Genomic DNA, 22,591 nt, shown 5'->3' with positions numbered 1-22,591 from the left:
CTATTAACAAGGGATAGCTGCCAGGTGTCATAAATAAAGTGGGGTTTCATCATGTTTAATGAAGTCCATAGTTTACATGGTCATACATTATTGTTGATCACCAAACCTTCTTTACAAGCGACAGCATTATTGCAGCATTTAAAGCAATCTCTTTCATTGAACGGGAAATTGCATAATATTCAACGTTCTTTTGATGACATTGCACCTGGCAGTATCATTCTTCTCGATATGATGGAAGCGGATAAAAAGCTGATCCATTACTGGCAAGATAACTTAAGCAGGAAAAACAATAATATCCGCGTGTTATTATTGAATACCCCTGATGAGTATCCTTTTAGAGACATAGAAAGCTGGCCGCATATCAATGGCGTGTTCTACGTCACTGAAGAAGAGAATCGTGTCGTGGAAGGCTTGCAGGGCATATTGCGAGGCGAATGCTATTTCTCGCAAAAGCTTGCCAGCTACCTCATTACACACTCCGGAAATTATCGCTACAACAGTACAGAGTCTGCACTGCTGACGCATCGTGAGAAAGAGATTTTGAACAAGTTGCGCATTGGTGCTTCAAACATTGAAATCGCCCGTTCGTTATTTATCAGCGAAAATACGGTCAAGACGCACCTTTATAATCTTTTCAAGAAGATAGCTGTTAAAAACCGGACTCAGGCCGTTTCATGGGCAAACGATAACCTCAGGCGTTAATAGCATGAAACGCACGTTGAGTTGGATTGCTGCAGCAGGTTTCCTGCTTGCGGCCGGGAATCTCCAGGCAGTGGAAGTTGAGGTTCCCGGATTGTTAACCGACCACACCGTCACATCTATCGGGCACGATTTCTACCGCGCCTTCAGTGATAAATGGGAAAGTGACTATCCCGGTAACTTAACAATCAACGAACGGCCCAGTGCACGGTGGGGAAGCTGGATCACAATAACAGCCAATCAGGATGTTATTTACCAGACCTTCCTGTTCCCCACCAAAAGAGACTTCGATCAGAACGTCGCTTTTGCCCTGGCACAAACAGAAGAAGCTATTAATCGTCTGCAGTTAGATAAAGCCCTGCTGAGTACAGGCGATTTAGCAAAAGATGAGTTCTAGCAACGATACTTATTTCGGAGGCTGTAATGCGTCTCGCACACACAGTGATTTCGTTAATGCTCATTGCACCGCTAAGCTGGGCCGGGAATATGACCTTCCAGTTCCGCAACCCTAATTTTGGCGGCAACCCGAACAACGGGGCATTCATGCTTAACGAAGCCCAGGCTCAAAACTCTTACAAAGACCCAAGCTTTGACGACGATTTCGGTATCGAAACCCCGTCAGCGCTGGATAACTTCACCCAGGCCATCCAGTCGCAAATATTAGGTGGCTTATTAACCAATATTAATACCGGTAAACCCGGCCGCATGGTGACTAACGACTTTATCGTCGATATCGCCAACAAAGATGGGCAGCTTCAGCTGAATGTAACGGATCGCAAAACCGGAAAAACATCGACAATCCAGGTGTCGGGTTTGCAAACCAGTTCGACTGATTTTTAAACAACCCCAAAATAAGGACAATTATCATGCAGCGCTTTTTGATCTTTGTTGCAGTGTGCTTATTGAGCGGTTGTTTAACTGCTCCACCTAAAGAAGCCGCTAAGCCAACATTAATGCCTCGGGCACAAAGCTACCGCGATTTAACCCATCTGCCGACACCAACCGGTAAGATATTTGTCTCGGTATATAACATTCAGGATGAAACAGGACAGTTTAAACCGTATCCGGCAAGTAACTTCTCTACGGCCGTGCCGCAGAGTGCAACCGCCATGCTGGTCACTGCCCTGAAGGATTCACGCTGGTTTATTCCTCTGGAACGCCAGGGATTGCAAAACCTGCTGAATGAACGAAAAATCATCCGCGCCGCACAGGAAAACGGAACCGTTGGCGTGAATAATCGAATGCCACTTCAGTCGCTTACCGCAGCCAATATCATGGTGGAAGGCTCGATTATCGGTTACGAAAGTAACGTGAAATCGGGGGGAGCAGGTGCGCGTTACTTCGGTATCGGTGCTGACACCCAGTATCAACTCGACCAGATTGCCGTCAACCTGCGCGTGGTTAACGTGAGCACGGGTGAGATCTTATCCTCCGTGAACACCAGCAAAACCATTCTCTCGTATGAAGTTCAGGCCGGGGTATTCCGCTTTATCGACTATCAGCGTTTGCTGGAGGGTGAAATTGGGTATACCTCTAACGAACCGGTGATGCTGTGTCTGATGTCGGCTATCGAAACCGGGGTTATCTTCCTGATTAACGATGGTATCGATCGCGGGCTGTGGGATCTGCAGAACAAATCAGAAGCGCAAAACCCAGTACTGGTAAAATACCGCGATATGTCGGTGCCGCCGGAATCCTGATCGAAAGCGCATAAAAAAGGCGAGACCCCTGTCTCGCCTTTTTTTATTCACTCACCGCAGTGATGTTTTGCGCTTTTTCTCGCCGCGCTGCCAGCCACAGGCCGCTGTTTTTCATGGCATAGCCGAAGAGAAGTCCCAGCGCCAGCGAGGGAACGACCAGCTTCCAGTCCCCCTGCCCTGCAAAGGTCGCGCAGGCTCCCATGAACGTGCCCGGTACGAACGATAGCAGCAAATGCTTTGCCTGAACGCACATTAAAAATGCGACCACGCCCGTCATGACATAGCCCAGGATCTCCAGGTGAGGCGCCAGCGCGCTGCCCTTCATGATCACCAGCGCCCAAATCACTCCGCTCATCAGGGTACAGCCGGAGATGAATAGCCCTTTGACGCCACCCTGCGGGCAGGCGAAATAGGCGGTGCAGCCGAGGAACCCGGCCCAGCTGAGCAATCCGAGAGACACGGCCACCCATCCCCAGAGTCCGGAGAGAATGCCTGTTGTCAGTGCAATACAAAGTAATATGTTCATGGCGCGCATCTTAGCAGAAGCGCGCCATAGAAATGCGATCAGAAGCACATTATGTGCAAGTTGAAATGTATCGTTGCATAATTTTTGTGATCTAAATCACTCTTCATTTTCTTCTTCGAGCTCATCCCACATCGCAGCAATCGCATCACGCGTCAGCGGTGCCAGGGTTCTCCAGAATGGCGAGGTGGCATGGGCTTCAACTTTACCCAGGAACGTCCCAACCCACGGCAACAGGTAGGTTTCAAACAGGGTTTCGATGGCTTCATTTTCGTCGTCACCGGCGTTGTCTTCGAGCCAGGAGGCCGCAAGCAGCAGCGTACCGATGTGATCGGCTGGCGTATCGCTCAGCGGCATTCCGCGCTCGGAGAGAAACGCGCGCACTTCTGCTTCCGTCGCCCCTTCCTGCCAGGCAGAACGGTACGGCGAAACACGGCACTCGTCACCGACGAACAGCGCATTGTAATCCGTTGAAATCTGCTGCATGTCGCAGCTTTTTTGCAGACGTTCCAGCAAATCATCCTGTTCCAGCGGCCAGTTCTGCGCCAGCTTGCCTTCACGGATCAGCGTGAAAAGCGGAACCAACAGCGGGTCTTGCGGCTGGCGATAATAGAGTGTACCCAGCACGCGGCAAAGGATGGAGAACTCGTTCATTTTTATTCCATTACACAATTAAAGATCGGCAAATTCGGCAATCGACTCCATGCCGCGCGACTCGAGGAAATCGAGCATGCGGCGTGGCGTCACGTTCAGGATTTGCGCTTCCGGGAAACCAACGTCATTTAATACTTTCATACACTCACTGAAATCACCCAGCGTAAACGCGGTATGAGAATCGGACCCCAGCGCCACCATTCCCCCCGCATCACGCACGGCGGCAGCCACTTCGCGACAGTTGGCTTCACTGCCCTTACGCGAGTGAACAAAGGAGGAGTTATTAATCTCCAGCGCCACGCGGTGTTTCGCTGCCGCCTGCGCGACAGCCTGAATATCAATCGGATACTTCGGGTTACCGGGGTGGCTGATAATGTGCACATTGCCGCTGGCAATGGTAGCAATCATCGCCGCGGTGTTGGTGTCTTTATCCTGAGGCGCAAAGACCGGCTCATGGAAACCGGCAAGGATAAGGTCAAGAGAGGTCAGCATCGGGCCGGTGCAGTCGATCTCACCGTCTGTATTTTTGATGTTCGCCTCAATGCCGCGCAGTATCCCAATACCGTCCACCAGACGTGGCCAAATCCGCATATTCACAAAATGCCAGTAGTGCGGTGCATCCGCCATATCCGGGCCATGATCGGTAATCGCAAAAAGCTTGATGCCCTTGAGCTTTGCCTGGGCGATATAATCATGGAGGTTACTATACGCGTGGGTGCTGGCGACGGTGTGCATATGCAGGTCTACGGGATACATCTTTCTCTCCTCTGCGGTTTTTCCAAAGGATAGCAGTTATCAGCGGCGAATATTAGCAAAAACCCGGCGAACGCCGGGTTTCCGTTAGTAGCCGCGCTGTCTGTCGACCTGTCCGGTGACCGCGTTACCCTTTTCCATTTCGCTGATGGTATGGGATATGTATGCCACCGCTTCTGCCGGACGCGTCACGGCAGCCACGTGTGGCGTCATCGCGACGCGCGGGTGCGCCCACAGCGGGCTTTCCGCTGGCAGTGGCTCACGGCTGTAAACGTCCAGCATGGCACCTTTAAGCTTTCCGCTGTCCAGCGCGTTCAGCAGATCGCCCTCCACGACATGGACCCCGCGCGCGAGGTTCATCAAATAGCTCTGCTCGGCTAACTGGTTCAGGAGAGTGCTATTGATAATGCCCACCGTTTCGGCGGTATTCGGCAGCAGGTTGATAAGCACGCGAGTCCCTTTCAGGAACGCAGGAAGCTCATCCGTTCCGGCAAAACTCTCGACGCCCGGAAAATCCTTACGGCTGCGGCTCCAGCAGCGCAGCGGGAAGCCCCACGGGGCAAGTGCTTCTGCCACTTTTGAGCCGAGCACACCCGCGCCGAGGATCCCAACGGTAAAATCTTCATGTCGATAATCCGGCAGCGGCTCCCAGTGGGATTGCTGTTTAAAGGCCTGATAATCGTCGAAGCGGCGGAACCAGTGCAGCACCTGGCTTACGGCATACTCCTGCATCTGCTGGCCCATTCCCGTATCTTCAAGACGGAACAGCGGAATATTGTCAGCCAGCATTTCTGGATGCGCTTTCAGTTTACTGAGGATCGAATCAACCCCCGCACCCAGGGCGAAAACCGCCTTCAGCTTGCGGCCCTGCAGCATCTCAACCGGCGGGTGCCAGACCAGCGCATAGTCGGCATGTTCATTATCGCCACGCTTCCACTCGCGTACGCGTGCGCCGGGCAGCGCCGCCGAAAGTGCCTCGATCCAGTAAGCGGTATCAAATGTAGGGTGATAGAAGAGAATATCCATGGTCATTCCTGCCTTTTAGTGCGCTGTTTTGTTTTCATTTTCAAATGGATTGCCAGCATAACAAATTTATCAGTAAACCGCGTTGCTGATAAAAGAGGCGCTTTGTGCACATTTAGGAGTCAGGTTGCTTGAAGTTTGTCTAAACGCGCTAAATTACTGAAAAAGTGAGTTGACGCCAGTTCGGCTTTTCCTTACATTAGCGCCCGTCCCGGCAACAACGGGATGACAATATGGTGAGGTGTCCGAGTGGCTGAAGGAGCACGCCTGGAAAGTGTGTATACGGCAACGTATCGGGGGTTCGAATCCCCCCCTCACCGCCATATTTAAGATGAGAGCTCGTACGAAAGTACGGGCTTTTTTCTTTTGGATCGCACCTGGGGATTCGAACCTTGAGACTCCCTGCGCTCTTTATGTCGGGTGGCGCTGCGCTTACCCGACCTACGAAAAACTACTCCTCCACCATCCGCGCATACTCTTCGGTCAGAAAATCTACCAGCGTCCTGACCGACGGCAGCATGCCGCGCCGTGAAGGATAAACTGCGTGAATCACTTCCCGTCGGGGCTCCCACGCGTCCAGCACCCGTACCAGTTCTCCTGACGCAAGCTGATCCTTCACCATCAATATCGGCAACTGTACAACGCCCACGCCCGCTATCGCCGCTTCCCGCAGTGCCAGCATGTCGGTGGTAATAAAGCGCGGTGCGTAGTGGATCTCCGCTTTCGCCCCCTCTGGACCACTGAGTTCCCATTTATGCACCTGTTTACCGGCCCCTATACTTAAACCAGGCCATTCACTGAGCTCAGAAGGCATTCGGGGTTTACCCATACGTTCAATCAACTGCTGACTCGCCACCAGGCAATGCCCCCTGTCAGCCAGCACCCTTAAGACCAGATCGCTGTCATCAAACGGACGCGGACGCACGCGGATCGCCACATCAATGCCTTCGCCCACAAGATCGACCCGCCGATTGGTGGCCTCAAGCTGGAGATTAATCCCGGGGTAGCGCGCCATAAACCGTGCCAGCATCGGTCCTACGTGGACGTGCAGTAACGTGACGGGACAGGTGATCCTGACGACGCCGCGCGGCTCAGCCTGCAGCGCAGCAACGGCCTCCTCTGCCGCTTCTGCTTCTATCAGCATCGCCTTACAGTGCTGATAGAAGGTCTGCCCCACTTCCGTCACCGTAAACTGCCGCGTAGTGCGCTGTATCAACCGCACGCCAAGCCGCTCTTCCAGCTGCGCGATCCTGCGGCTCAGTTTGGACTTGGGTTGGTCAAGCGCCCTTCCCGCCGCCGCAAACCCACCATGGTCGACCACCTTCACAAACCAGACAAAGTCATTGAGATCCTGCATAAAACCCCATCGTTCTATTTTCGGAACAGTGAATGCCATTTTCACTATCTACCGGGATATTAACTCTGAATATAAGCTAATTACATCAACAGAACATCAGGAGTTAATCATGAAAAACGTAACAGGCGTTTATACCGCTCCCCGCCAGCACTGGGTTGGCGATGGTTTCCCGGTTCGTTCGATGTTTTCTTATCAAACCCACGGCGAGCCGCTGAGTCCGTTTTTGCTGCTGGACTACGCAGGTCCGTACACCTTTCCGGCAGATGGGGAGAAACGCGGCGTAGGCCAACACCCTCACCGGGGTTTTGAAACGGTCACCATCGTCTATTCCGGTGAAGTGGAGCATCGCGACTCCACGGGTAAAGGTGGTGTCATTGGCCCCGGCGACGTGCAGTGGATGACGGCAGGTGCAGGCATCCTGCACGAGGAGTTCCACTCCAGCGCGTTCTCGCAGAAAGGCGGCGAACTGAAAATGATGCAGCTTTGGGTCAACCTGCCAGCCAAAGACAAAATGGCGACGCCGGGCTACCAGAGCATCACCAAAAGCGACATCCCGGTTGTGGCGTTACCGGACAACAGCGGAACGGTGCGGGTTATCGCTGGACGCTACGACGCTATTACCGGCCCTGCGCACACCTTTTCGCCGCTGAACGTCTGGGATCTTGCCCTTAATCAGGGAAGCCATCTTACGCTCGCTCAGCCGGAGGGCTGGAGCACGGCGCTGGTGGTGCTGGAAGGTCACGTTACGGTGAATGGCACTGCTCAAGCGGGAGAAGCCCAGCTGGTGGTGCTGAGTCAGGAAGGCGACAAACTGCACCTTGAGGCAAGCAGCGATGCCAAAGTGCTGCTGATGGCCGGCGCGCCGCTCAATGAACCCATCGTCGGCTATGGCCCGTTTGTGATGAACACTAAAACCGAGATCGCGGAAGCTATTCGTGATTTCAACTCCGGCCGCTTCGGCCAGATCCGATCGTAATCGTAATAAAGGAGAAGAACATGTCCACACCTGCCAATTTTAATGGAGCACGTCCGGTCATTGATGTTAACGATGCGGTGATGTTGCTTATCGATCACCAGAGCGGTCTGTTCCAGACCGTTGGTGACATGCCAATGCCGGAGCTGCGTGCTCGTGCGGCGGCGTTAGCGAAAATCGCTACCCTGGCGAAAATCCCGGTTATCACTACGGCGTCCGTTCCACAGGGGCCGAACGGACCGCTGATCCCGGAGATCCACGCCAACGCACCGCATGCGCAGTATGTTGCCCGTAAAGGTGAAATCAACGCCTGGGACAACCCGGAGTTCGTGGCCGCGGTGAAAGCGACCGGACGTAAAACGTTGATTATCGCGGGCACTATCACCAGCGTCTGCATGGCCTTCCCGTCAATCAGCGCGGTTGCGGATGGCTATAAAGTGTTTGCGGTGATTGATGCCTCCGGCACTTACAGTAAGATGGCGCAGGAGATCACTCTGGCACGAGTCGTTCAGGCTGGCGTGGTGCCAATGGATACGGCGGCGGTGGCCTCTGAGATCCAGCGGACATGGAATCGTGAAGACGCGGCTGAGTGGGCTGAGGTATACACCCACATCTTCCCGGCTTACCAGCTGTTGATCGAAAGCTACGGTAAAGCACAGGAAGTAGTGAAAAACAGCGAAGTGCTCGATTCACAGCGTTAATAGCCCGTGCTGCGACAAGAGCTGATTAAGGCTTAACCGAACGCACACGAATACAGAAAATCTGCTTGACCGTTTTAGCGCAACTCCCTATAGTAGCGCCCCGTTGCCCCCCAAGCGGTCAGGCAGCAAAACAATATGGTGAGGTGTCCGAGTGGCTGAAGGAGCACGCCTGGAAAGTGTGTATACGGCAACGTATCGGGGGTTCGAATCCCCCCCTCACCGCCATATTTAAAGAAGAGCTCGCATGAAAATGCGGGCTTTTTTCTTTTGGATCGCACCTGGGGATTCGAACCTTGAGACTCCCTGCGCTCTTTATGCCTGGTGGCGCTGCGCTTACCAGGCCTACGGGTATTGTAGGTCGGGTAAGCGCAGCGCCACCCGACAAAAAGCCCGCACAAAAAACAAAGCCCGGTTTCCCGGGCCTTGAACACAACAGCGAACTCAATAATACGCTTGCAGCGTGCGCTGACAGAGCGCCGAGCGCACGCAGTCATCTTTGGTGAAACGTACCACCCCAATCATCTCATCTTCCTCAAAACGTGACATGGCGTCGCTTAATCCGGATTTCACGCCGGACGGCAGATCACACTGGGTAATATCGCCGTTAACGATAACCGTCACGTTCTCCCCGAGGCGCGTTAAGAACATTTTCATTTGCGCTGCGGTCACGTTCTGAGCCTCGTCAAGAATAACGACCGCATTTTCAAATGTACGTCCGCGCATATAGGCGAACGGCGCGATTTCCACCTTGCCAATCTCTGGTCGCAGGCAGTACTGCATAAAGGATGCACCCAGTCGCTTCACCAGCACGTCATAAACGGGCCTGAAGTACGGGGCAAACTTCTCCGAAATATCTCCGGGCAAGAAGCCGAGATCTTCATCAGCTTGCAGTACCGGACGGGTAACAATAATGCGCTCCACGTCCTTATGGATCAGCGCTTCTGCCGCTTTGGCTGCACTAATCCAGGTTTTCCCGCATCCGGCTTCACCGGTTGCAAAGATGAGCTGTTTACTCTCGATAGCATTCAGGTAGTGCGCCTGAGCCTCATTGCGCGCAACAATTGGAGAATTATCACGGCTGTCTCGGGCCATGCCAATTGCTTCTACGCCACTCATCTGCACAAGCGAGGTGACCGATTCTTCTTCACGCTGTTTATGGCTACGTGAATCCCGTCTCAGCACACGTTTTGCTTCGCGACGAGCTTTGATCACTGCTTTTTGTCTTCCCATGGATAGCACCTTGAGTTGTTGGTATTCATCACACGCGCCAGCTTCGGCACGATTATGCGCACGAACATCAGAGGGTTGGCTTCCTTGTAAGCCATTGCTTGCTTTACCGGATGACGATACAGAATAGCTACGCGCACCAGTCTGCACGTCGGTGGAATCAGATTCTTGAGGTGAAGGGGAGAATTTAGTGGTGAGGAAATCGCTGCCGGAGTCTGAGCCTCCGCGCCGGGTGCTGCGGTTGTTATGTTTACCTTGTCCAGTATAGGACCCAACCATTCGCGATCTCCATAGTGATTCAGCATCACTGCCGGGAACTACCGCTGTCTTATCTTAAGTACATCAGGAGTTATCATAAATGCAACATTTATTTTACCTGAATGCAACTTTTAAGACTGCACCTGCAGTGGATTCAGTCTTATATAGAAATATTACAGAAATATAACAACAAGATAGTCATATGAAAAAATAATGTCCCCGCGAACTATCGCAGGGACGATTATCAGGCTTCGATCAGCCCTTGAGCGAGGTAGGCGTTCTGGTCGCGCGGGCCAGGCAGGGCAAAGAAATAACCGCCGCCGATGGGCTTAATATACTCTTCCAGCGCTTCGCCGTTTAACCGCTTCTGTACGGTGAGGAACCCTTTCTCCAGATCGTGCTGATAGCAGACAAACAGCAGCCCCATATCAAGCTGACCAGAGTTGGTCACGCCTAACGAATAGCTGTAGCCACGACGCATCATCAGGCTCGACTGCGTCTCTTTGGTGCGCGGGTTCGCAAGGCGAATGTGGCTGTCGAGTGCGATGGTATTCCCGTCAGGATCGCTCGCGTAGTCCGGCACATCGTGCTCGTGCTGCATGCCCAGCGGCGCCCCGCTCTGCTTGTCGCGGCCAAAGATGGTCTGCTGCTCTTTCAGCGGCGTGCGGTCCCAGAACTCCACGTGGAACTGAATAATGCGCACCGCCTGGTAGCTGCCGCCCACCGCCCACGCCGGTTCACCCTGATCCGCTGTCACCCACACCACGTCTTTCATCAGCGCCGCATCGCTGCTGTTGGGGTTGGCCGTGCCGTCCTTAAAGCCCAGCAGGTTCACCGGCGTCTCTTTGCCTTTACTGCGGGCAGCGTGGTCAGAGATAAACCCTTCCCGCTTCCAGCGCACGCTCAGCAGATCCGGCGTGTGCTTGATGATATCGCGCAGGGCGTGGATCACCGTGTCCTGGGTATTGGCGCAAATCTGCAGGAGCAGATCGCCGTGGCACAGCGCCGCGTCGAGGGAATCATTTGGAAAGCGCGTCATTTTTTGCAGCGCTTTCGGCTTCTGTTTTGCCAGGCCGTAGCGGTCATCAAACAACGACTCGCCCACCGACACGGTAATGGTCAGGTTATCCGGGGCGATAAACGCCCCGAGAATACCGGAGTCCATCGGCGGCAAACGCGGATTTGGCGTTTCCGGTGCCGGACCGCCCGCGGTGAGAAACGCAATACGCGTTGTCAGCAGGCGGAACAGACGCAGCAGATCGGCTTTATCGCTGGCCAGCGAATCAAACGCCACCAGCATCATGGAGGCCTGCTGCGGCGTCAGAATGCCCGCCTGATGCTCGCCATAAAACGGCTGCGTCTCCATGCGCGCATCCGGCGACAGCGTGCCGGGGGCACTCTGCGGTTTAGCCGCATGCGCCACCGGGCAGCCGCCTGCCAGGGCAAGCGCACCGCCCAGCGCCCCTACCCCTTTTAACAAACGACGTCGGGAAGGTTCGGCCACGTCGTGCTCGTCATGCTTGTTCATTGTGCTTAGTCCAGACCCAGAACGCCGCGCAGCAGGGAGAGATCTTCCGCCAGGGTGGTAATCGGGCCTTTCAGCGCGTTACGGTCAGCGTCGGTCAGTTTGTCGTAGGTTTCGAACCCGTCTTTGGTGCGGTACTTCGCCAGGATGGTGTCGACTTTTTTGAAGTTGGCATCCACTTTGGCCAGCAGTTCGCTGTTCTCTTTTTGCAGTTGAGGACGCAGCAGATCGACAATTTTCTGCGCGCCGTCGACGTTGGCCTGGAAGTCCCACAGGTCGGTGTGGCTGTAGCGATCTTCTTCACCGCTGATTTTGCTGGCAGCCACTTCTTCAATCAGACCGGCCGCGCCGCCCACCACTTTCGACGGTGGGAAGGCCAGCTCGCTGATGCGCTTTTGCAGCTCCAGCACGTCGCCGTTCAGCTGCCCGGCGTATTTCTCCATCCCTTTGGTGGAGTTGTCGCCAAACAGGGCTTTTTCCAGTCGGTGGAAGCCGGTAAATTTTGGATCGGCGGCCTTCTGCTCGTAATCGTCCTCACGGGCATCGATGCTACCATCGAGGTCAGAGAACAGCTCGGCAATCGGCTCGATGCGCTCGTAGTGCTGACGGGTTGGCGCGTACAGGGATTTCGCTTTTTCGATATCCCCGGCTTTCACCGCATCGGTGAAGGCTTTGGTGCCCGCAACCAGGTCCGCCGTCTCTTTAGTGACGTAGGCTTTATAGGCGGTGATGGCCTCGCCCAGGCTCAGCAGCGCTTCGCCTTTCGCGGCATCCTTCGTGGCGTTGCCCTTGACGATCAGCTTGCCTTTCGGATTGGTCAGCAGGCCGCAGGTCATGTCGTATTCACCCGGCTGTAGGTTGGCGGTCATCTTCTGGCTGAAGCCAGGGGCGATGTTTTCACGCTCTTCCACCACCATTACGCCTTTGAGGATCTCCCACTCCAGCGCCTTCTGGCTGTGGTTCTGGATGATAAACTGGGTTTTGCCGCTGTTGACCGTGATGGTCATCGGCTCGCACTGTTTATCATTGACGGTCACTTTGACCTGAGGAACATCAGCGCCCCAGGCAGAGAATGAAGAAGCGAACAGCGCGGCAATGCCTGCGCATAACGCACTACGACGGAACTGAATTGCCATGACTCTTCCCTTTAAAAGTATGTTGTAACTAAATTACACATTACGGCGCAACGCGCGACGCCTGGGTGCCGGTACGCGGCGGCATAGCGAACAACACCAGCGCCGGAACCAGATAGATAAAGTACATCGCCACTTCGCTGACGCTCGGCGTTTCCTGGTAGCCGAAGATACCTTCGAGCAGGGTGCCGGCCAGTGAATGGGTGGAGAGAACGTTGCTGAGATCGAACGCCACGTCCTGGAAGTGGTTCCACAGGCCCGCTTCGTGGAAGGCGCGTATCGCCCCTGCCGCCAGCCCTGCCGCCACCAGAAGAATAAACAGGCTGGTCCACTTGAAGAAGGCGCCCAGATTGAGACGAATGCCGCCCCAGTAGATCAGAAAACCCAGCACAACCGCGGTTGCCAGCCCGAGCATCGCGCCAACCGGCGGCCAGATGCCGACATCCTGTTGAAACGCCGCCAGCAGGAAGAAGACCGATTCCAGCCCCTCACGCGCAACGGCAAAAAAGACCATCAGGATCAGCGCCCAGCCGTGGTTGTTCCCCTTCTGCAGGGCATTGTCCACCGCCTGCTCCAGCTGCACCTTCACGTTGCGGGAGACTTTACGCATCCAGAACACCATCCAGGTGAGGATCACCACCGCAATCACGGCGACGATCCCTTCGAACAGCTCTTGTTCTTTCTGCGGGAATTCGCCGGTGGTTTCATTGATGAGGATACCAAGGCCCAGGCAGAGCGCCGTGGCAAGGAAGACACCAACCCACATGACGCCAATCCAGCGTCCGCGCTGGGTTCGCTTCAGATAGCTGGCGATAAGGCTGACAATCAGGGCCGCTTCAAGGCCTTCACGTAACATAATGAGAAATGGAACAAACATGCCGACACCTTAAATGTTTATCGCGGTCAACTGATGCAAAGAAAGGTAAATTCTTGTGATAGTGATTATCATTACGGCAAGAAGAAAAACAAGCGAAATATGTGGCCTTTTGATGACGAGTTGTAACCGCATCGCAGGATAATAATTCTATCCGTTACGATTGCGTTTATAAGTTATAACGAAAATGCCCATTTACGGTTAATCAGCGCTGTGGCTAAATATCCACCTCGAAAACTAACTGAAAATAAACCATGTTTAAGATTATCCATTTCCTGCTGGCGCTGGTGATTATTCTTGCACTTGCCTGGCTGGTGAGTTTCGACCGCCGAAAAATTCGCATTCGTTTTGTTGTACAGCTGATTGTTATTGAAATCGCGCTGGCATTCTTTTTCCTGCACGCAGAAAGTGGACTTTTTATTATTAAATATGTCTCCGGTTTCTTTGAATCGCTGCTTAAATTTGCGGCCGAAGGGACGAATTTCGTCTTTGGCGGAATGGGTGAAAAAGGGCTGGCCTTCATTTTCCTCGGCGTGCTGTGTCCGATTATTTTTATTTCCGCACTGATTGGTATTCTTCAGCACTGGCGGATCCTGCCAATTTTTATTCGCGTCATCGGTACACTGCTGTCAAAACTGAACGGTATGGGCAAGCTGGAATCCTTTAACGCGGTAAGTTCGCTGATCCTCGGTCAGTCGGAAAACTTCATTGCCTACAAAGGCGTGCTGGGCGATCTCTCCTCTCGTCGTCTCTTCACCATGGCGGCCACGGCCATGTCGACGGTCTCCCTGTCGATAGTCGGTGCCTATATGACCATGCTCGACGCCAAATTTGTCGTCGCGGCGCTTATTCTGAATATGTTCAGCACCTTTATTATTCTCTCCGTCATCAACCCGGCGCGCCCGGAAGCGGAGCCGGATATCAAGCTGGAAAAGCTGCATGAATCGCAGAGCTTCTTCGAAATGCTCGGCGAGTATATTCTGGCCGGTTTTAAGGTGGCGATGATTATTCTGGCGATGCTGATTGGCTTTATCGCGCTTATTAGCGCCGTTAACGCCCTCTTCTCCAGCGTATTTGGCATGAGCTTCCAGCAGATCCTGGGTTATGTGTTTTATCCCCTGGCCTGGCTGGTGGGGATCCCGCTGAGCGATGCCTTAAACGCGGGCAGTATTATGGCAACCAAGTTGGTAGCGAATGAATTTGTGGCGATGATCGAGCTGCAAAAAATCGCCCATCAGATGTCCCCTCGCGGGCTGGGTATTTTGTCCGTCTTCCTGGTGTCGTTTGCTAACTTTGCCTCAATCGGTATCGTCGCCGGGGCGATTAAGGGCCTGAACGAGCAGCAGGGCAACGTGGTATCGCGGTTTGGTCTGCGTCTGGTGTACGGCGCGACGCTGGTAAGCCTGCTGTCGGCGAGCTTTGCGGGGTTGGTGCTCTGATGCAATGCCGGGTGGCGCGCAGCGATCCCGGCCTACAAAACAACTACGATACAACAACGGCGGGTTATCCCGCCGTTTTCATTAAAACTGCACGCACACCGGCTGGTCGACCCGCATCACCGACTCCTGCGCGAAGCGTGATTTATAAATCCCGCGCAACGCTTCGATGTTCTTCTCGCTCTGCGCATCTTTACCGTGGATCAGCATCAGCGCTTTGCTGGGTTCACGCGCCACTTTCCCGTCGTTCCCCAGCCACTGCCCGCGCGCATCAAACACCGTCAAGCCATCGCGGAAACGCGGCGTCACGTCCTGATCAACAAACTGCTGCCATTCGTTGCCGGTAATCTGCGCCCCGGCAGGACGATTTAGGCCGAAATAGAGCGTGGTTTGCTGCATCTGGTTATCCGCTTTGCAGGTCTCGACCGCTACGTGTTGCGATGGCGCAGTGCAGCCCGCCAGCATCAATAATGCCGCTGCCATTACCCATGTTTTGATTGTCATGCTTCGCTATCCTCATTGTTATAAGTACATGGATATCACAGGAAATTACGGATTTTGGCAAGAAAAAAGCCGGGTGCGCTTGCGCTCACCCGGCCCGCATTGTGCAGCGAGAAAAATTATTCTGCCTGAAGCTTAGAAGGCGGCGCAGTGTGGTAATGCGCGTCGGCTTCAGCAAAGCGTTTCTGCATAGAAGCAGACGGTGCTTTACCCAGCAGGCTGAACACCACGATACCGATACTGCCGAAGATGAAGCCCGGAATGATTTCGTACAGGCCCAGCCACGCGAACTGTTTCCAGACGATAACGGTCACCGCACCGATAATCATCCCCGCCAGCGCGCCGTTACGGGTCATACGTGACCACAGCACGGAGAACAGCACGACCGGACCAAACGCCGCACCGAAGCCCGCCCACGCGTAGCTCACCAGACCCAGCACGCGGTTATTCGGGTTGGCCGCCAGCGCGATGGCAATCAGCGCCACCACCAGCACCATAAAGCGCCCTACCCAGACCAGCTCTTTCTGGCTCGCGTTTTTACGCAGGAAGGCTTTGTAGAGGTCTTCGGTGATCGCACTGGAGCAGACCAGCAGCTGGCAGCTCAGGGTGGACATTACCGCCGCCAGGATCGCAGAGAGCAGGATACCGGCAATCCACGGGTTAAACAGTATCTGCGCCAGCTCGATGAACACGCGCTCGGCGTTCTGGTTGACCGCGCCCGCCTGCGCCGGGTTGTTGTTGAAGTACGCGATACCGAAGAAGCCGACCGCACACGCCCCTGCCAGACACAGGATCATCCACGTCATGCTGATGCGACGGGCATGAACGATGGTGTGGTGAGAGTCCGCCGCCATAAAGCGCGCCAGAATGTGCGGCTGACCGAAGTAGCCCAAGCCCCAGCCCATCAGGGAGACGATGGCAACGAAGTTCAGCCCTTTCAGCATGTCGACGTTTTCAATGCTCTTCTGCTTGATCACTTCCAGCGATTCGCCAAAGCCGCCAACGGTGAAAATCACAATCACCGGGGTCAGGATCAGGGCGAAGATCATCAGGCTCGCCTGCACGGTGTCGGTCCAGCTCACGGCCAGGAAACCGCCCACAAAGGTATAAAGGATGGTCGCCGCAGCACCGGCCCACAGAGCGGTTTCATAGCTCATGCCGAAGGTGCTTTCGAACAGGCGCGCGCCGGCCACGATGCCGGAGGCACAGTAGATGGTGAAGAACAGCAGGATAACCACCGCGGAGATAATGCGCAGAACGCGGCTGTTATCTTCAAAGCGTCCGGTGAAGTAATCCGGCAGCGTCAGGGCGTTATTGTTGGCCTCGGTATGCACGCGCAGACGGCCAGCCACCAGCTTCCAGTTGATCCACGCGCCGACGGTCAGACCGATGGCGATCCAGCTTTCAGAGATACCGGAGATGAAAATCGCGCCCGGCAGGCCCATCAACAGCCAGCCGCTCATGTCGGAAGCGCCCGCAGAGAGCGCGGTCACCATTGGGCCTAAACTGCGTCCGCCCAGAATGTAGTCGTCAAAGTTCTTTGTTGAACGCCATGCCAAAAACCCTATCAGGATCATGCCAAATATATAAACGAGAAATGTCACCAGCATCGGTGTGCTAATAGCCATTCAAATTCTCCAAAATGTCGAGCGACAACCATCCGGGCTGCCTTGTTATATGATCACCGGAACGAGGTGAATGTATCTTGTGTTTCTGTTGGGCGCGCTATCCTGCCGTATGCGCATCCCGCTGACAAACGATTTAACACTGCATTTACATCAATTTCATCCCTGGTTTGATACGAGTTTCCTATAGGTTGCACTCGCTCACGCTTTTACGGGTTGCACCTTTTAAAAGTGTTAACTCCCGCATAAAAACAGGCTTCCCGCCCAAAAGCCAGTGCGTTTTTCCAGCTAACCATTCGTTAACAATCCATTCATTTTCCGGGTTGCAAACCAGGTCACATTTAACACGGTTGCACAAAGTTGCAACATGGGGGATATTTCACGCTAACGACCAAACACGATGAAAGAACAACAGGAGCTTTGGCATGGGTATGACCACCATGGGGGTTAAGCTGGATGACGCCACCCGCGAACGGATTAAGACCGCAGCAACCCGCATTGACCGCACGCCGCACTGGTTAATTAAGCAGGCGATTTTTAACTATCTCGAAAGACTCGAGAGCGATGAAGGTCTGCCGGAACTGCCTGCCCTGCTGGCCGGTGCAGCGAACGAAAGCGAGGAAGCGCCAGCCGCTGGCGACGAGAACCATCAGCCGTTCCTCGAATTCGCCGAGCAGATCCTGCCGCAGTCCGTCAGCCGTGCCGCCATTACTGGCGCCTACCGCCGCGCCGAAACCGACGCCGTGCCGATGCTGCTGGAGCAAGCTCGCCTGCCGGAAGCCATTGCCGCACAGGCGCACAGCCTGGCGTATCAGTTAGCCGACAAGCTGCGCAACCAGAAAACCGCCACCGGCCGCGCCGGGATGGTTCAGGGTCTGCTGCAGGAGTTTTCCCTCTCTTCACAGGAAGGTGTGGCGCTGATGTGCCTGGCGGAAGCGCTGCTGCGTATTCCGGATAAAGCCACCCGCGACGCGCTGATCCGCGACAAGATCAGCAACGGCAACTGGCATTCCCACATTGGCCGCAGCCCGTCGCTGTTCGTCAACGCCGCGACATGGGGCCTGCTGTTTACCGGCAAACTGGTCTCCACCCATAACGAAGCCAACCTCTCCCGCTCCCTGAACCGCATTATCGGTAAGAGCGGCGAGCCGCTGATCCGCAAAGGCGTGGACATGGCGATGCGCCTGATGGGCGAGCAGTTCGTCACCGGGGAAACCATTGCCGAAGCGCTGGCGAACGCCCGCAAGCTGGAAGATAAAGGTTTCCGCTACTCCTACGACATGCTGGGCGAAGCGGCGCTGACCGCCGCCGACGCGCAGGCCTACATGGTCTCTTACCAGCAGGCGATTCACGCCATCGGTAAAGCGTCCAACGGTCGCGGTATTTACGAAGGCCCGGGCATCTCCATTAAGCTCTCCGCCCTGCACCCGCGCTACAGCCGCGCGCAGTACGACCGGGTGATGGAAGAGCTCTACCCGCGCCTGAAGTCCCTGACCCTGCTGGCGCGCCAGTATGACATCGGCATTAATATCGACGCCGAAGAGGCCGACCGTCTGGAGATCTCCCTCGATCTGCTGGAAAAACTGTGCTTCGAGCCGGAGCTGGCAGGCTGGAACGGCATCGGCTTCGTGATCCAGGCTTACCAGAAGCGCTGCCCGTTCGTCATTGATTACCTGATTGACCTGGCAAGCCGCAGCCGCCGTCGCCTGATGATCCGTCTGGTGAAAGGCGCCTACTGGGACAGCGAAATCAAACGCGCCCAGATGGAAGGTCTGGAAGGCTATCCGGTCTATACCCGCAAGGTTTACACCGACGTCTCTTACCTCGCCTGTGCGAAAAAGCTGCTCGGCGTGCCGAACCTGATCTATCCGCAGTTCGCTACCCATAACGCCCACACCCTGGCGGCAATTTACAGCCTGGCGGGACAGAACTACTATCCGGGCCAGTACGAGTTCCAGTGCCTGCACGGCATGGGTGAACCGCTGTACGAGCAGGTCACCGGTAAAGTAGCGGACGGCAAGCTGAACCGCCCGTGCCGCATCTATGCCCCGGTGGGAACCCACGAAACCCTGCTGGCATACCTGGTGCGTCGTCTGCTGGAAAACGGCGCGAACACCTCCTTCGTTAACCGCATCGCCGACACCACCCTGCCGCTGGACGAGCTGGTTGCCGATCCGGTGCAGGCCGTAGAGAAGATGGCGGCGCAGGAAGGCCAGATTGGCCTGCCGCATCCGAAGATTGCCCTGCCGCGCGAGCTGTATGGCGCAGGCCGCGTCAACTCGGCGGGTCTGGATCTCGCCAACGAACATCGTCTGGCGTCGCTCTCCTCTGCCCTGCTCAACAGCGCATTGCAGAAATGGCAGGCGAAGCCGATCCTGGAACATTCCGTTGCTGACGGCGAAATGCAGCCGGTCATTAACCCGGCAGAGCCAAAAGATATCGTCGGCTACGTGCGTGAAGCCACCGAAGCCGAGGTGGACCAGGCGCTGGACAGCGCGGTGAACAACGCGCCAATCTGGTTCGCCACGCCGCCGCAGGAGCGTGCCGCCATTCTGGAACGCGCGGTGCTGATGGAAGACCAGATGCAGTCGCTCATCGGCATTCTGGTGCGAGAAGCGGGTAAAACCTTCAGCAACGCCATCGCCGAAGTGCGCGAGGCCGTCGATTTCCTGCATTACTACGCCGGTCAGGTGCGCGATGATTTCGATAACGAAACCCACCGTCCGCTGGGTCCGGTCGTCTGTATCAGCCCGTGGAACTTCCCGCTGGCGATCTTCACCGGCCAGATTGCCGCCGCGCTGGCCGCAGGCAACAGCGTGCTGGCAAAACCGGCAGAGCAGACCCCGCTGATTGCCGCGCAGGGTATCAACATTCTTCTGGAAGCGGGCGTGCCAGCGGGCGTGGTTCAGCTACTGCCGGGCCGCGGTGAAACCGTCGGCGCTAAGCTGACCTCCGATAACCGCGTGCGCGGCGTGATGTTTACCGGTTCGACCGAAGTAGCCTCCCTGCTGCAGCGCAACATTGCTACCCGTCTGGATGCGCAGGGGCGTCCTACTCCGCTCGTCGCGGAAACCGGCGGGATGAACGCCATGATCGTTGACTCCTCGGCGCTCACCGAGCAGGTGGTGGTCGACGTGCTGGCCTCTGCGTTCGACAGCGCCGGTCAGCGCTGCTCCGCCCTGCGCGTGCTGTGCCTGCAGGACGACGTGGCGGACCACACGCTGAAGATGCTGCGCGGCGCGATGGCCGAATGCCGCATGGGCAACCCGGGCCGTCTCACCACCGACATCGGGCCGGTGATCGACGCGGAAGCCAAAGCCAATATCGAAAACCACATTCAGGCCATGCGCGCGAAAGGCCGTCCGGTGTTCCAGGCTGTGCGCGAGAACAGCGAAGATGCCCGCGAATGGCGGACCGGCACCTTTGTGCCGCCAACGCTGATTGAGCTGGCCAGCTTCGATGAGCTGAAAAAAGAGGTCTTCGGTCCGGTACTGCACGTGGTGCGCTACAACCGTAACAACCTGAACGAGCTGGTTGAGCAGATCAACGCCTCCGGCTACGGCCTGACGCTCGGCGTGCATACCCGTATCGACGAAACCATTGCGCAGGTCACCGGCAATGCCAAAGTCGGCAACCTGTACGTCAACCGCAACATGGTTGGCGCGGTCGTGGGCGTGCAGCCGTTCGGCGGTGAAGGTCTCTCCGGCACCGGTCCGAAAGCGGGTGGCCCGCTCTACCTGTACCGTCTGCTCGCTAACCGTCCGGAGAACGCGCTGGGCGTGACCCTGGCGCGTCAGGACGCACACTATCCGGTGGATACGCAGGTGAAAACCGTGCTGACCCAGCCGCTGGAGGCGCTGATCGCCTGGGCGGAAAAACGTCCTGAACTGCGTGCCGTCGCCCGGCAGTACGGCGAACTGGCGCAGGCGGGCACCCAGCGTCTGCTGCCGGGTCCAACCGGCGAGCGCAACACCTGGACGCTGATGCCGCGCGAGCGCGTACTGTGCGTGGCCGATAACGAGCAGGACGCGCTGGTGCAGCTGGCTGCCGCAATGGCAACCGGGTGTGAAGTGCTGTGGCCGGAAGATGCGCTGCATCGCGATCTCGCCAAACAGCTGCCGAAAGCGGTCTCGGCCCGCATTCGCTTTGCGAAGGCCGATGCGCTGCTGACGCAGCCGTTTGATGCGGTGATCTACCACGGTGATTCCGACCAGCTGCGCGAACTGTGCGAGCAGGTTGCGGCCCGCAGCGGTGCCATCGTTTCCGTGCAGGGCTTTGCGCGCGGGGAAACCAACCTGCTGCTGGAGCGTCTGTACGTTGAGCGCTCGCTCAGCGTCAACACCGCGGCGGCGGGGGGTAACGCCAGCCTGATGACAATCGGCTAACGCTGTGCTAATAAGGCTCCGGAGACGGAGCCTTATTTTATTGGGGAGTGTATGAAACGATTTCTTATCACAGGCGCAGCACTGCTAATGAGCGCCAGCGCGCTGGCCGACGAGTGCGACAAAGCGACCACCCAGCTTGAACTGAATACCTGTAGCGCGCAGCAGTACCAGGCTGCCGATAAAAAACTCAACCAGACCTATCAGGCCGCCATCAAACGCGCGGCGGCCACCCAGCGCGACCTGCTGAAAAAAGCGCAGCAGGCGTGGATTACCCTGCGCGACGCGGACTGCGCGTTTATCGGTTCGGGGACGGAAGGCGGAAGCGTCCAGCCAATGATTGTTAACCAGTGCCTGGCGGAAAAAACCGTGGAACGCGAAGCGTTTCTGGCTTCGCTGATGCAGTGTGAAGAGGGCGACTTAAGCTGCCCTCTCCCGCCGGGAAACTAGCGCACGCGGATCCCTTCAATAATCATCCGCTGCACGTTATCCAGCGTACTCTGGAAAAACGCCTCGTCCTGGAGCGTTTTACCGGTCACCGCTTCAACCTGGGCCGCAAAGTCAGCGTAATGCTGGGTGGAGGCCCAAATCATAAAGATCAGATGATGCGGATCGACCGGGGCCAGCTTTCCGCTGGCGACCCATCCAGCAATAATCGCCGACTTATCGTCCACCAGCTGCTTTAAATCTCCGGTGAGTTCCGCCTGCAACAGCGGCGCGCCCTGCAGCATCTCAAGACAGAATAGCCTTGATGCCTGCGGGTAATCGCGCGACACCTCCAGCTTCAGGCGAATATACTCCTTGATCGCCACCAGCGGGGCCAGCTCTGCGCGGAACGCTTTCAGCGGTGCCAGCCAGATATCGAGGATCTGCTGCATCACCGCAATATAGAGCGCCTCTTTCGATGGGTAGTAGTAGAGCAGATTGGTTTTGGATACCCCGGACTGCTCCGCCACCTGCTCCAGGCGCGTGCCGTGGATGCCAAATTGCGAAAACGTATCCAGCGCCGCGCTCAGAATAGCCTGCTTTTTCGCACTCACCGCCTGCGAACGTTTACCTGGTGTTTTCACTGCGCCTTGTGTCATTCCCGCTCTCCTTATTCTGCGTTGCCCTCAGCATAGCAAAACCCCCGTCTCGCCACGATATCCTGCACTCCGATCGCGCATGAATGCCTGTTTTCTGTGCAATGTTTTTGACCATTTAGTCCACATTTAGACGCATCAATCCACCAACTTCTGGTTAACACA

At 55.9% G+C, this 22,591-nt stretch carries 21 protein-coding genes and 2 tRNA genes; 11 read left to right on the top strand and 12 right to left on the bottom strand.

Annotated elements, in window-relative coordinates; genetic code table 11:
• Window positions 1–51: 51 nt before the first annotated feature.
• Genes csgD through csgG form a run of 4 tightly spaced genes read left to right on the top strand, consistent with a single transcriptional unit; the run spans window position 52 to window position 2,399 of the window.
• The gene (gene csgD / locus EXW94_RS01350; protein ID WP_010429571.1) at window positions 52–702 is read left to right on the top strand and encodes a biofilm master transcriptional regulator CsgD; all 651 of its coding nucleotides are present in this window, start codon (window positions 52–54) and stop codon (window positions 700–702) included.
• 4 nt (window positions 703–706) lie between these two features.
• Window positions 707–1,096, top strand: a complete 390-nt coding sequence (csgE, locus tag EXW94_RS01345; RefSeq protein WP_010429567.1) for a curli production assembly/transport protein CsgE — start codon at window positions 707–709, stop codon at window positions 1,094–1,096.
• 26 nt (window positions 1,097–1,122) lie between these two features.
• On the top strand, window positions 1,123–1,539 hold the full coding sequence (gene csgF / locus EXW94_RS01340; protein ID WP_010429564.1) for a curli production assembly/transport protein CsgF: 417 nt from the start codon (window positions 1,123–1,125) through the stop codon (window positions 1,537–1,539).
• 26 nt (window positions 1,540–1,565) lie between these two features.
• Entirely contained in the window at window positions 1,566–2,399 is an 834-nt protein-coding gene (gene csgG / locus EXW94_RS01335) for a curli production assembly/transport protein CsgG (RefSeq protein WP_108418058.1), read from the top strand.
• Between the two features lie 43 nt (window positions 2,400–2,442).
• Here csgG and EXW94_RS01330 read toward each other — a convergent pair whose 3' ends face one another.
• The 4 genes from EXW94_RS01330 to ghrA form a co-directional block, all read right to left on the bottom strand.
• Window positions 2,443–2,925 (bottom strand): DUF1097 domain-containing protein, encoded by a 483-nt coding sequence (locus EXW94_RS01330; protein WP_126815316.1) that lies wholly within the window; start codon window positions 2,923–2,925, stop codon window positions 2,443–2,445.
• 96 nt (window positions 2,926–3,021) lie between these two features.
• Window positions 3,022–3,576, bottom strand: a complete 555-nt coding sequence (locus EXW94_RS01325) for a molecular chaperone (protein WP_042719419.1) — start codon at window positions 3,574–3,576, stop codon at window positions 3,022–3,024.
• An 18-nt stretch (window positions 3,577–3,594) separates the two neighbouring features.
• Window positions 3,595–4,332 carry a phosphatase gene (locus EXW94_RS01320; RefSeq protein WP_174339338.1) on the bottom strand — a complete coding sequence of 246 codons (738 nt, stop codon included), beginning with the start codon at window positions 4,330–4,332 and terminating at the stop codon, window positions 3,595–3,597.
• Window positions 4,333–4,416: 84 nt separating this feature from the next.
• The gene (ghrA, locus tag EXW94_RS01315) at window positions 4,417–5,355 is read right to left on the bottom strand and encodes a glyoxylate/hydroxypyruvate reductase GhrA (RefSeq protein WP_174339337.1); all 939 of its coding nucleotides are present in this window, start codon (window positions 5,353–5,355) and stop codon (window positions 4,417–4,419) included.
• A 232-nt stretch (window positions 5,356–5,587) separates the two neighbouring features.
• Between ghrA and EXW94_RS01310 the strand changes: the two genes are divergently transcribed.
• Window positions 5,588–5,675 (top strand) — tRNA-Ser (locus tag EXW94_RS01310).
• A gap of 128 nt (window positions 5,676–5,803) precedes the next feature.
• Here the strand turns inward: EXW94_RS01310 and EXW94_RS01305 are convergent.
• Window positions 5,804–6,709 carry a LysR family transcriptional regulator gene (locus EXW94_RS01305; RefSeq protein WP_174339921.1) on the bottom strand — a complete coding sequence of 302 codons (906 nt, stop codon included), beginning with the start codon at window positions 6,707–6,709 and terminating at the stop codon, window positions 5,804–5,806.
• A 109-nt stretch (window positions 6,710–6,818) separates the two neighbouring features.
• On the opposite strand from EXW94_RS01305, the gene EXW94_RS01300 reads away from it, so the two are divergent.
• The 3 genes from EXW94_RS01300 (at window position 6,819) to EXW94_RS01290 (ending at window position 8,608) form a co-directional block, all read left to right on the top strand.
• On the top strand, window positions 6,819–7,685 hold the full coding sequence (locus EXW94_RS01300) for a pirin family protein (protein WP_148399623.1): 867 nt from the start codon (window positions 6,819–6,821) through the stop codon (window positions 7,683–7,685).
• Window positions 7,686–7,705: 20 nt separating this feature from the next.
• Window positions 7,706–8,383, top strand: coding sequence for an isochorismatase family protein (locus EXW94_RS01295; protein ID WP_025755865.1), 678 nt, complete (start codon window positions 7,706–7,708; stop codon window positions 8,381–8,383).
• A gap of 137 nt (window positions 8,384–8,520) precedes the next feature.
• Window positions 8,521–8,608, top strand: a tRNA-Ser gene (locus EXW94_RS01290).
• Window positions 8,609–8,824: 216 nt separating this feature from the next.
• Here EXW94_RS01290 and phoH read toward each other — a convergent pair.
• From phoH to efeU, 4 genes are all read right to left on the bottom strand, one after another.
• Window positions 8,825–9,613 carry a phosphate starvation-inducible protein PhoH gene (gene phoH / locus EXW94_RS01285; RefSeq protein WP_008503509.1) on the bottom strand — a complete coding sequence of 263 codons (789 nt, stop codon included), beginning with the start codon at window positions 9,611–9,613 and terminating at the stop codon, window positions 8,825–8,827.
• 499 nt (window positions 9,614–10,112) lie between these two features.
• Window positions 10,113–11,396 (bottom strand): iron uptake transporter deferrochelatase/peroxidase subunit, encoded by a 1,284-nt coding sequence (gene efeB, locus EXW94_RS01280; RefSeq protein ID WP_174339336.1) that lies wholly within the window; start codon window positions 11,394–11,396, stop codon window positions 10,113–10,115.
• A gap of 5 nt (window positions 11,397–11,401) precedes the next feature.
• Window positions 11,402–12,529 carry an iron uptake system protein EfeO gene (gene efeO / locus EXW94_RS01275; protein WP_126816763.1) on the bottom strand — a complete coding sequence of 376 codons (1,128 nt, stop codon included), beginning with the start codon at window positions 12,527–12,529 and terminating at the stop codon, window positions 11,402–11,404.
• 40 nt (window positions 12,530–12,569) lie between these two features.
• Window positions 12,570–13,403: an iron uptake transporter permease EfeU gene (gene efeU / locus EXW94_RS01270; protein WP_126816764.1), complete on the bottom strand. Its 834-nt coding sequence runs from the start codon at window positions 13,401–13,403 to the stop codon at window positions 12,570–12,572.
• Window positions 13,404–13,654: 251 nt separating this feature from the next.
• On the opposite strand from efeU, the gene EXW94_RS01265 reads away from it, so the two are divergent.
• Window positions 13,655–14,839, top strand: a complete 1,185-nt coding sequence (locus EXW94_RS01265; RefSeq protein WP_174339335.1) for a NupC/NupG family nucleoside CNT transporter — start codon at window positions 13,655–13,657, stop codon at window positions 14,837–14,839.
• A gap of 81 nt (window positions 14,840–14,920) precedes the next feature.
• Here the strand turns inward: EXW94_RS01265 and EXW94_RS01260 are convergent, their stop codons facing one another.
• Both EXW94_RS01260 and putP read right to left on the bottom strand, forming a co-directional pair.
• A complete protein-coding gene (locus tag EXW94_RS01260; RefSeq protein ID WP_174339334.1) occupies window positions 14,921–15,340 on the bottom strand; it encodes a DUF3574 domain-containing protein in 420 nt (139 codons plus the stop codon).
• Window positions 15,341–15,456: 116 nt separating this feature from the next.
• Window positions 15,457–16,965 carry a sodium/proline symporter PutP gene (putP, locus tag EXW94_RS01255; protein WP_089600232.1) on the bottom strand — a complete coding sequence of 503 codons (1,509 nt, stop codon included), beginning with the start codon at window positions 16,963–16,965 and terminating at the stop codon, window positions 15,457–15,459.
• A 422-nt stretch (window positions 16,966–17,387) separates the two neighbouring features.
• Here putP and putA point away from each other — a divergent pair, with 422 nt between their 5' ends.
• Together putA and EXW94_RS01245 are read left to right on the top strand one after the other, a co-directional pair.
• The gene (putA, locus tag EXW94_RS01250; RefSeq protein ID WP_174339333.1) at window positions 17,388–21,347 is read left to right on the top strand and encodes a trifunctional transcriptional regulator/proline dehydrogenase/L-glutamate gamma-semialdehyde dehydrogenase; all 3,960 of its coding nucleotides are present in this window, start codon (window positions 17,388–17,390) and stop codon (window positions 21,345–21,347) included.
• A gap of 51 nt (window positions 21,348–21,398) precedes the next feature.
• Window positions 21,399–21,794, top strand: coding sequence for a lysozyme inhibitor LprI family protein (locus EXW94_RS01245; protein WP_126816769.1), 396 nt, complete (start codon window positions 21,399–21,401; stop codon window positions 21,792–21,794).
• Here the strand turns inward: EXW94_RS01245 and rutR are convergent.
• The gene (gene rutR / locus EXW94_RS01240) at window positions 21,791–22,429 is read right to left on the bottom strand and encodes an HTH-type transcriptional regulator RutR (RefSeq protein WP_010429525.1); all 639 of its coding nucleotides are present in this window, start codon (window positions 22,427–22,429) and stop codon (window positions 21,791–21,793) included. The genes EXW94_RS01245 and rutR overlap by 4 nt on opposite strands.
• Between the last annotated feature and the right edge of the window lie 162 nt (window positions 22,430–22,591).

The organism is Enterobacter sp. JMULE2 (assembly GCF_013337145.1).
Classification (GTDB): Bacteria; Pseudomonadota; Gammaproteobacteria; order Enterobacterales; family Enterobacteriaceae; genus Enterobacter; species Enterobacter mori.
The sequence above is the reverse complement of the archived record's forward strand: the minus strand, read 5'-3'. Positions and strand labels throughout refer to the sequence as shown.

Coding starts and splice junctions, on each gene's coding strand:
- EXW94_RS01265 (WP_174339335.1), top strand. CDS start 13,655: ATGTTTAAGATTATCCATTTCCTGCTGGCGCTGGTGATTATTCTTGCA.
- putP (WP_089600232.1), bottom strand. CDS start 16,965: ATGGCTATTAGCACACCGATGCTGGTGACATTTCTCGTTTATATATTT.
- EXW94_RS01330 (WP_126815316.1), bottom strand. CDS start 2,925: ATGAACATATTACTTTGTATTGCACTGACAACAGGCATTCTCTCCGGA.
- EXW94_RS01320 (WP_174339338.1), bottom strand. CDS start 4,332: ATGTATCCCGTAGACCTGCATATGCACACCGTCGCCAGCACCCACGCG.
- csgE (WP_010429567.1), top strand. CDS start 707: ATGAAACGCACGTTGAGTTGGATTGCTGCAGCAGGTTTCCTGCTTGCG.
- putA (WP_174339333.1), top strand. CDS start 17,388: ATGGGTATGACCACCATGGGGGTTAAGCTGGATGACGCCACCCGCGAA.
- ghrA (WP_174339337.1), bottom strand. CDS start 5,355: ATGGATATTCTCTTCTATCACCCTACATTTGATACCGCTTACTGGATC.
- EXW94_RS01305 (WP_174339921.1), bottom strand. CDS start 6,709: ATGCAGGATCTCAATGACTTTGTCTGGTTTGTGAAGGTGGTCGACCAT.
- csgG (WP_108418058.1), top strand. CDS start 1,566: ATGCAGCGCTTTTTGATCTTTGTTGCAGTGTGCTTATTGAGCGGTTGT.
- phoH (WP_008503509.1), bottom strand. CDS start 9,613: ATGGGAAGACAAAAAGCAGTGATCAAAGCTCGTCGCGAAGCAAAACGT.
- EXW94_RS01260 (WP_174339334.1), bottom strand. CDS start 15,340: ATGACAATCAAAACATGGGTAATGGCAGCGGCATTATTGATGCTGGCG.
- EXW94_RS01300 (WP_148399623.1), top strand. CDS start 6,819: ATGAAAAACGTAACAGGCGTTTATACCGCTCCCCGCCAGCACTGGGTT.
- efeB (WP_174339336.1), bottom strand. CDS start 11,396: ATGAACAAGCATGACGAGCACGACGTGGCCGAACCTTCCCGACGTCGT.
- EXW94_RS01325 (WP_042719419.1), bottom strand. CDS start 3,576: ATGAACGAGTTCTCCATCCTTTGCCGCGTGCTGGGTACACTCTATTAT.
- efeO (WP_126816763.1), bottom strand. CDS start 12,529: ATGGCAATTCAGTTCCGTCGTAGTGCGTTATGCGCAGGCATTGCCGCG.
- rutR (WP_010429525.1), bottom strand. CDS start 22,429: ATGACACAAGGCGCAGTGAAAACACCAGGTAAACGTTCGCAGGCGGTG.
- EXW94_RS01245 (WP_126816769.1), top strand. CDS start 21,399: ATGAAACGATTTCTTATCACAGGCGCAGCACTGCTAATGAGCGCCAGC.
- EXW94_RS01295 (WP_025755865.1), top strand. CDS start 7,706: ATGTCCACACCTGCCAATTTTAATGGAGCACGTCCGGTCATTGATGTT.
- csgD (WP_010429571.1), top strand. CDS start 52: ATGTTTAATGAAGTCCATAGTTTACATGGTCATACATTATTGTTGATC.
- csgF (WP_010429564.1), top strand. CDS start 1,123: ATGCGTCTCGCACACACAGTGATTTCGTTAATGCTCATTGCACCGCTA.
- efeU (WP_126816764.1), bottom strand. CDS start 13,403: ATGTTTGTTCCATTTCTCATTATGTTACGTGAAGGCCTTGAAGCGGCC.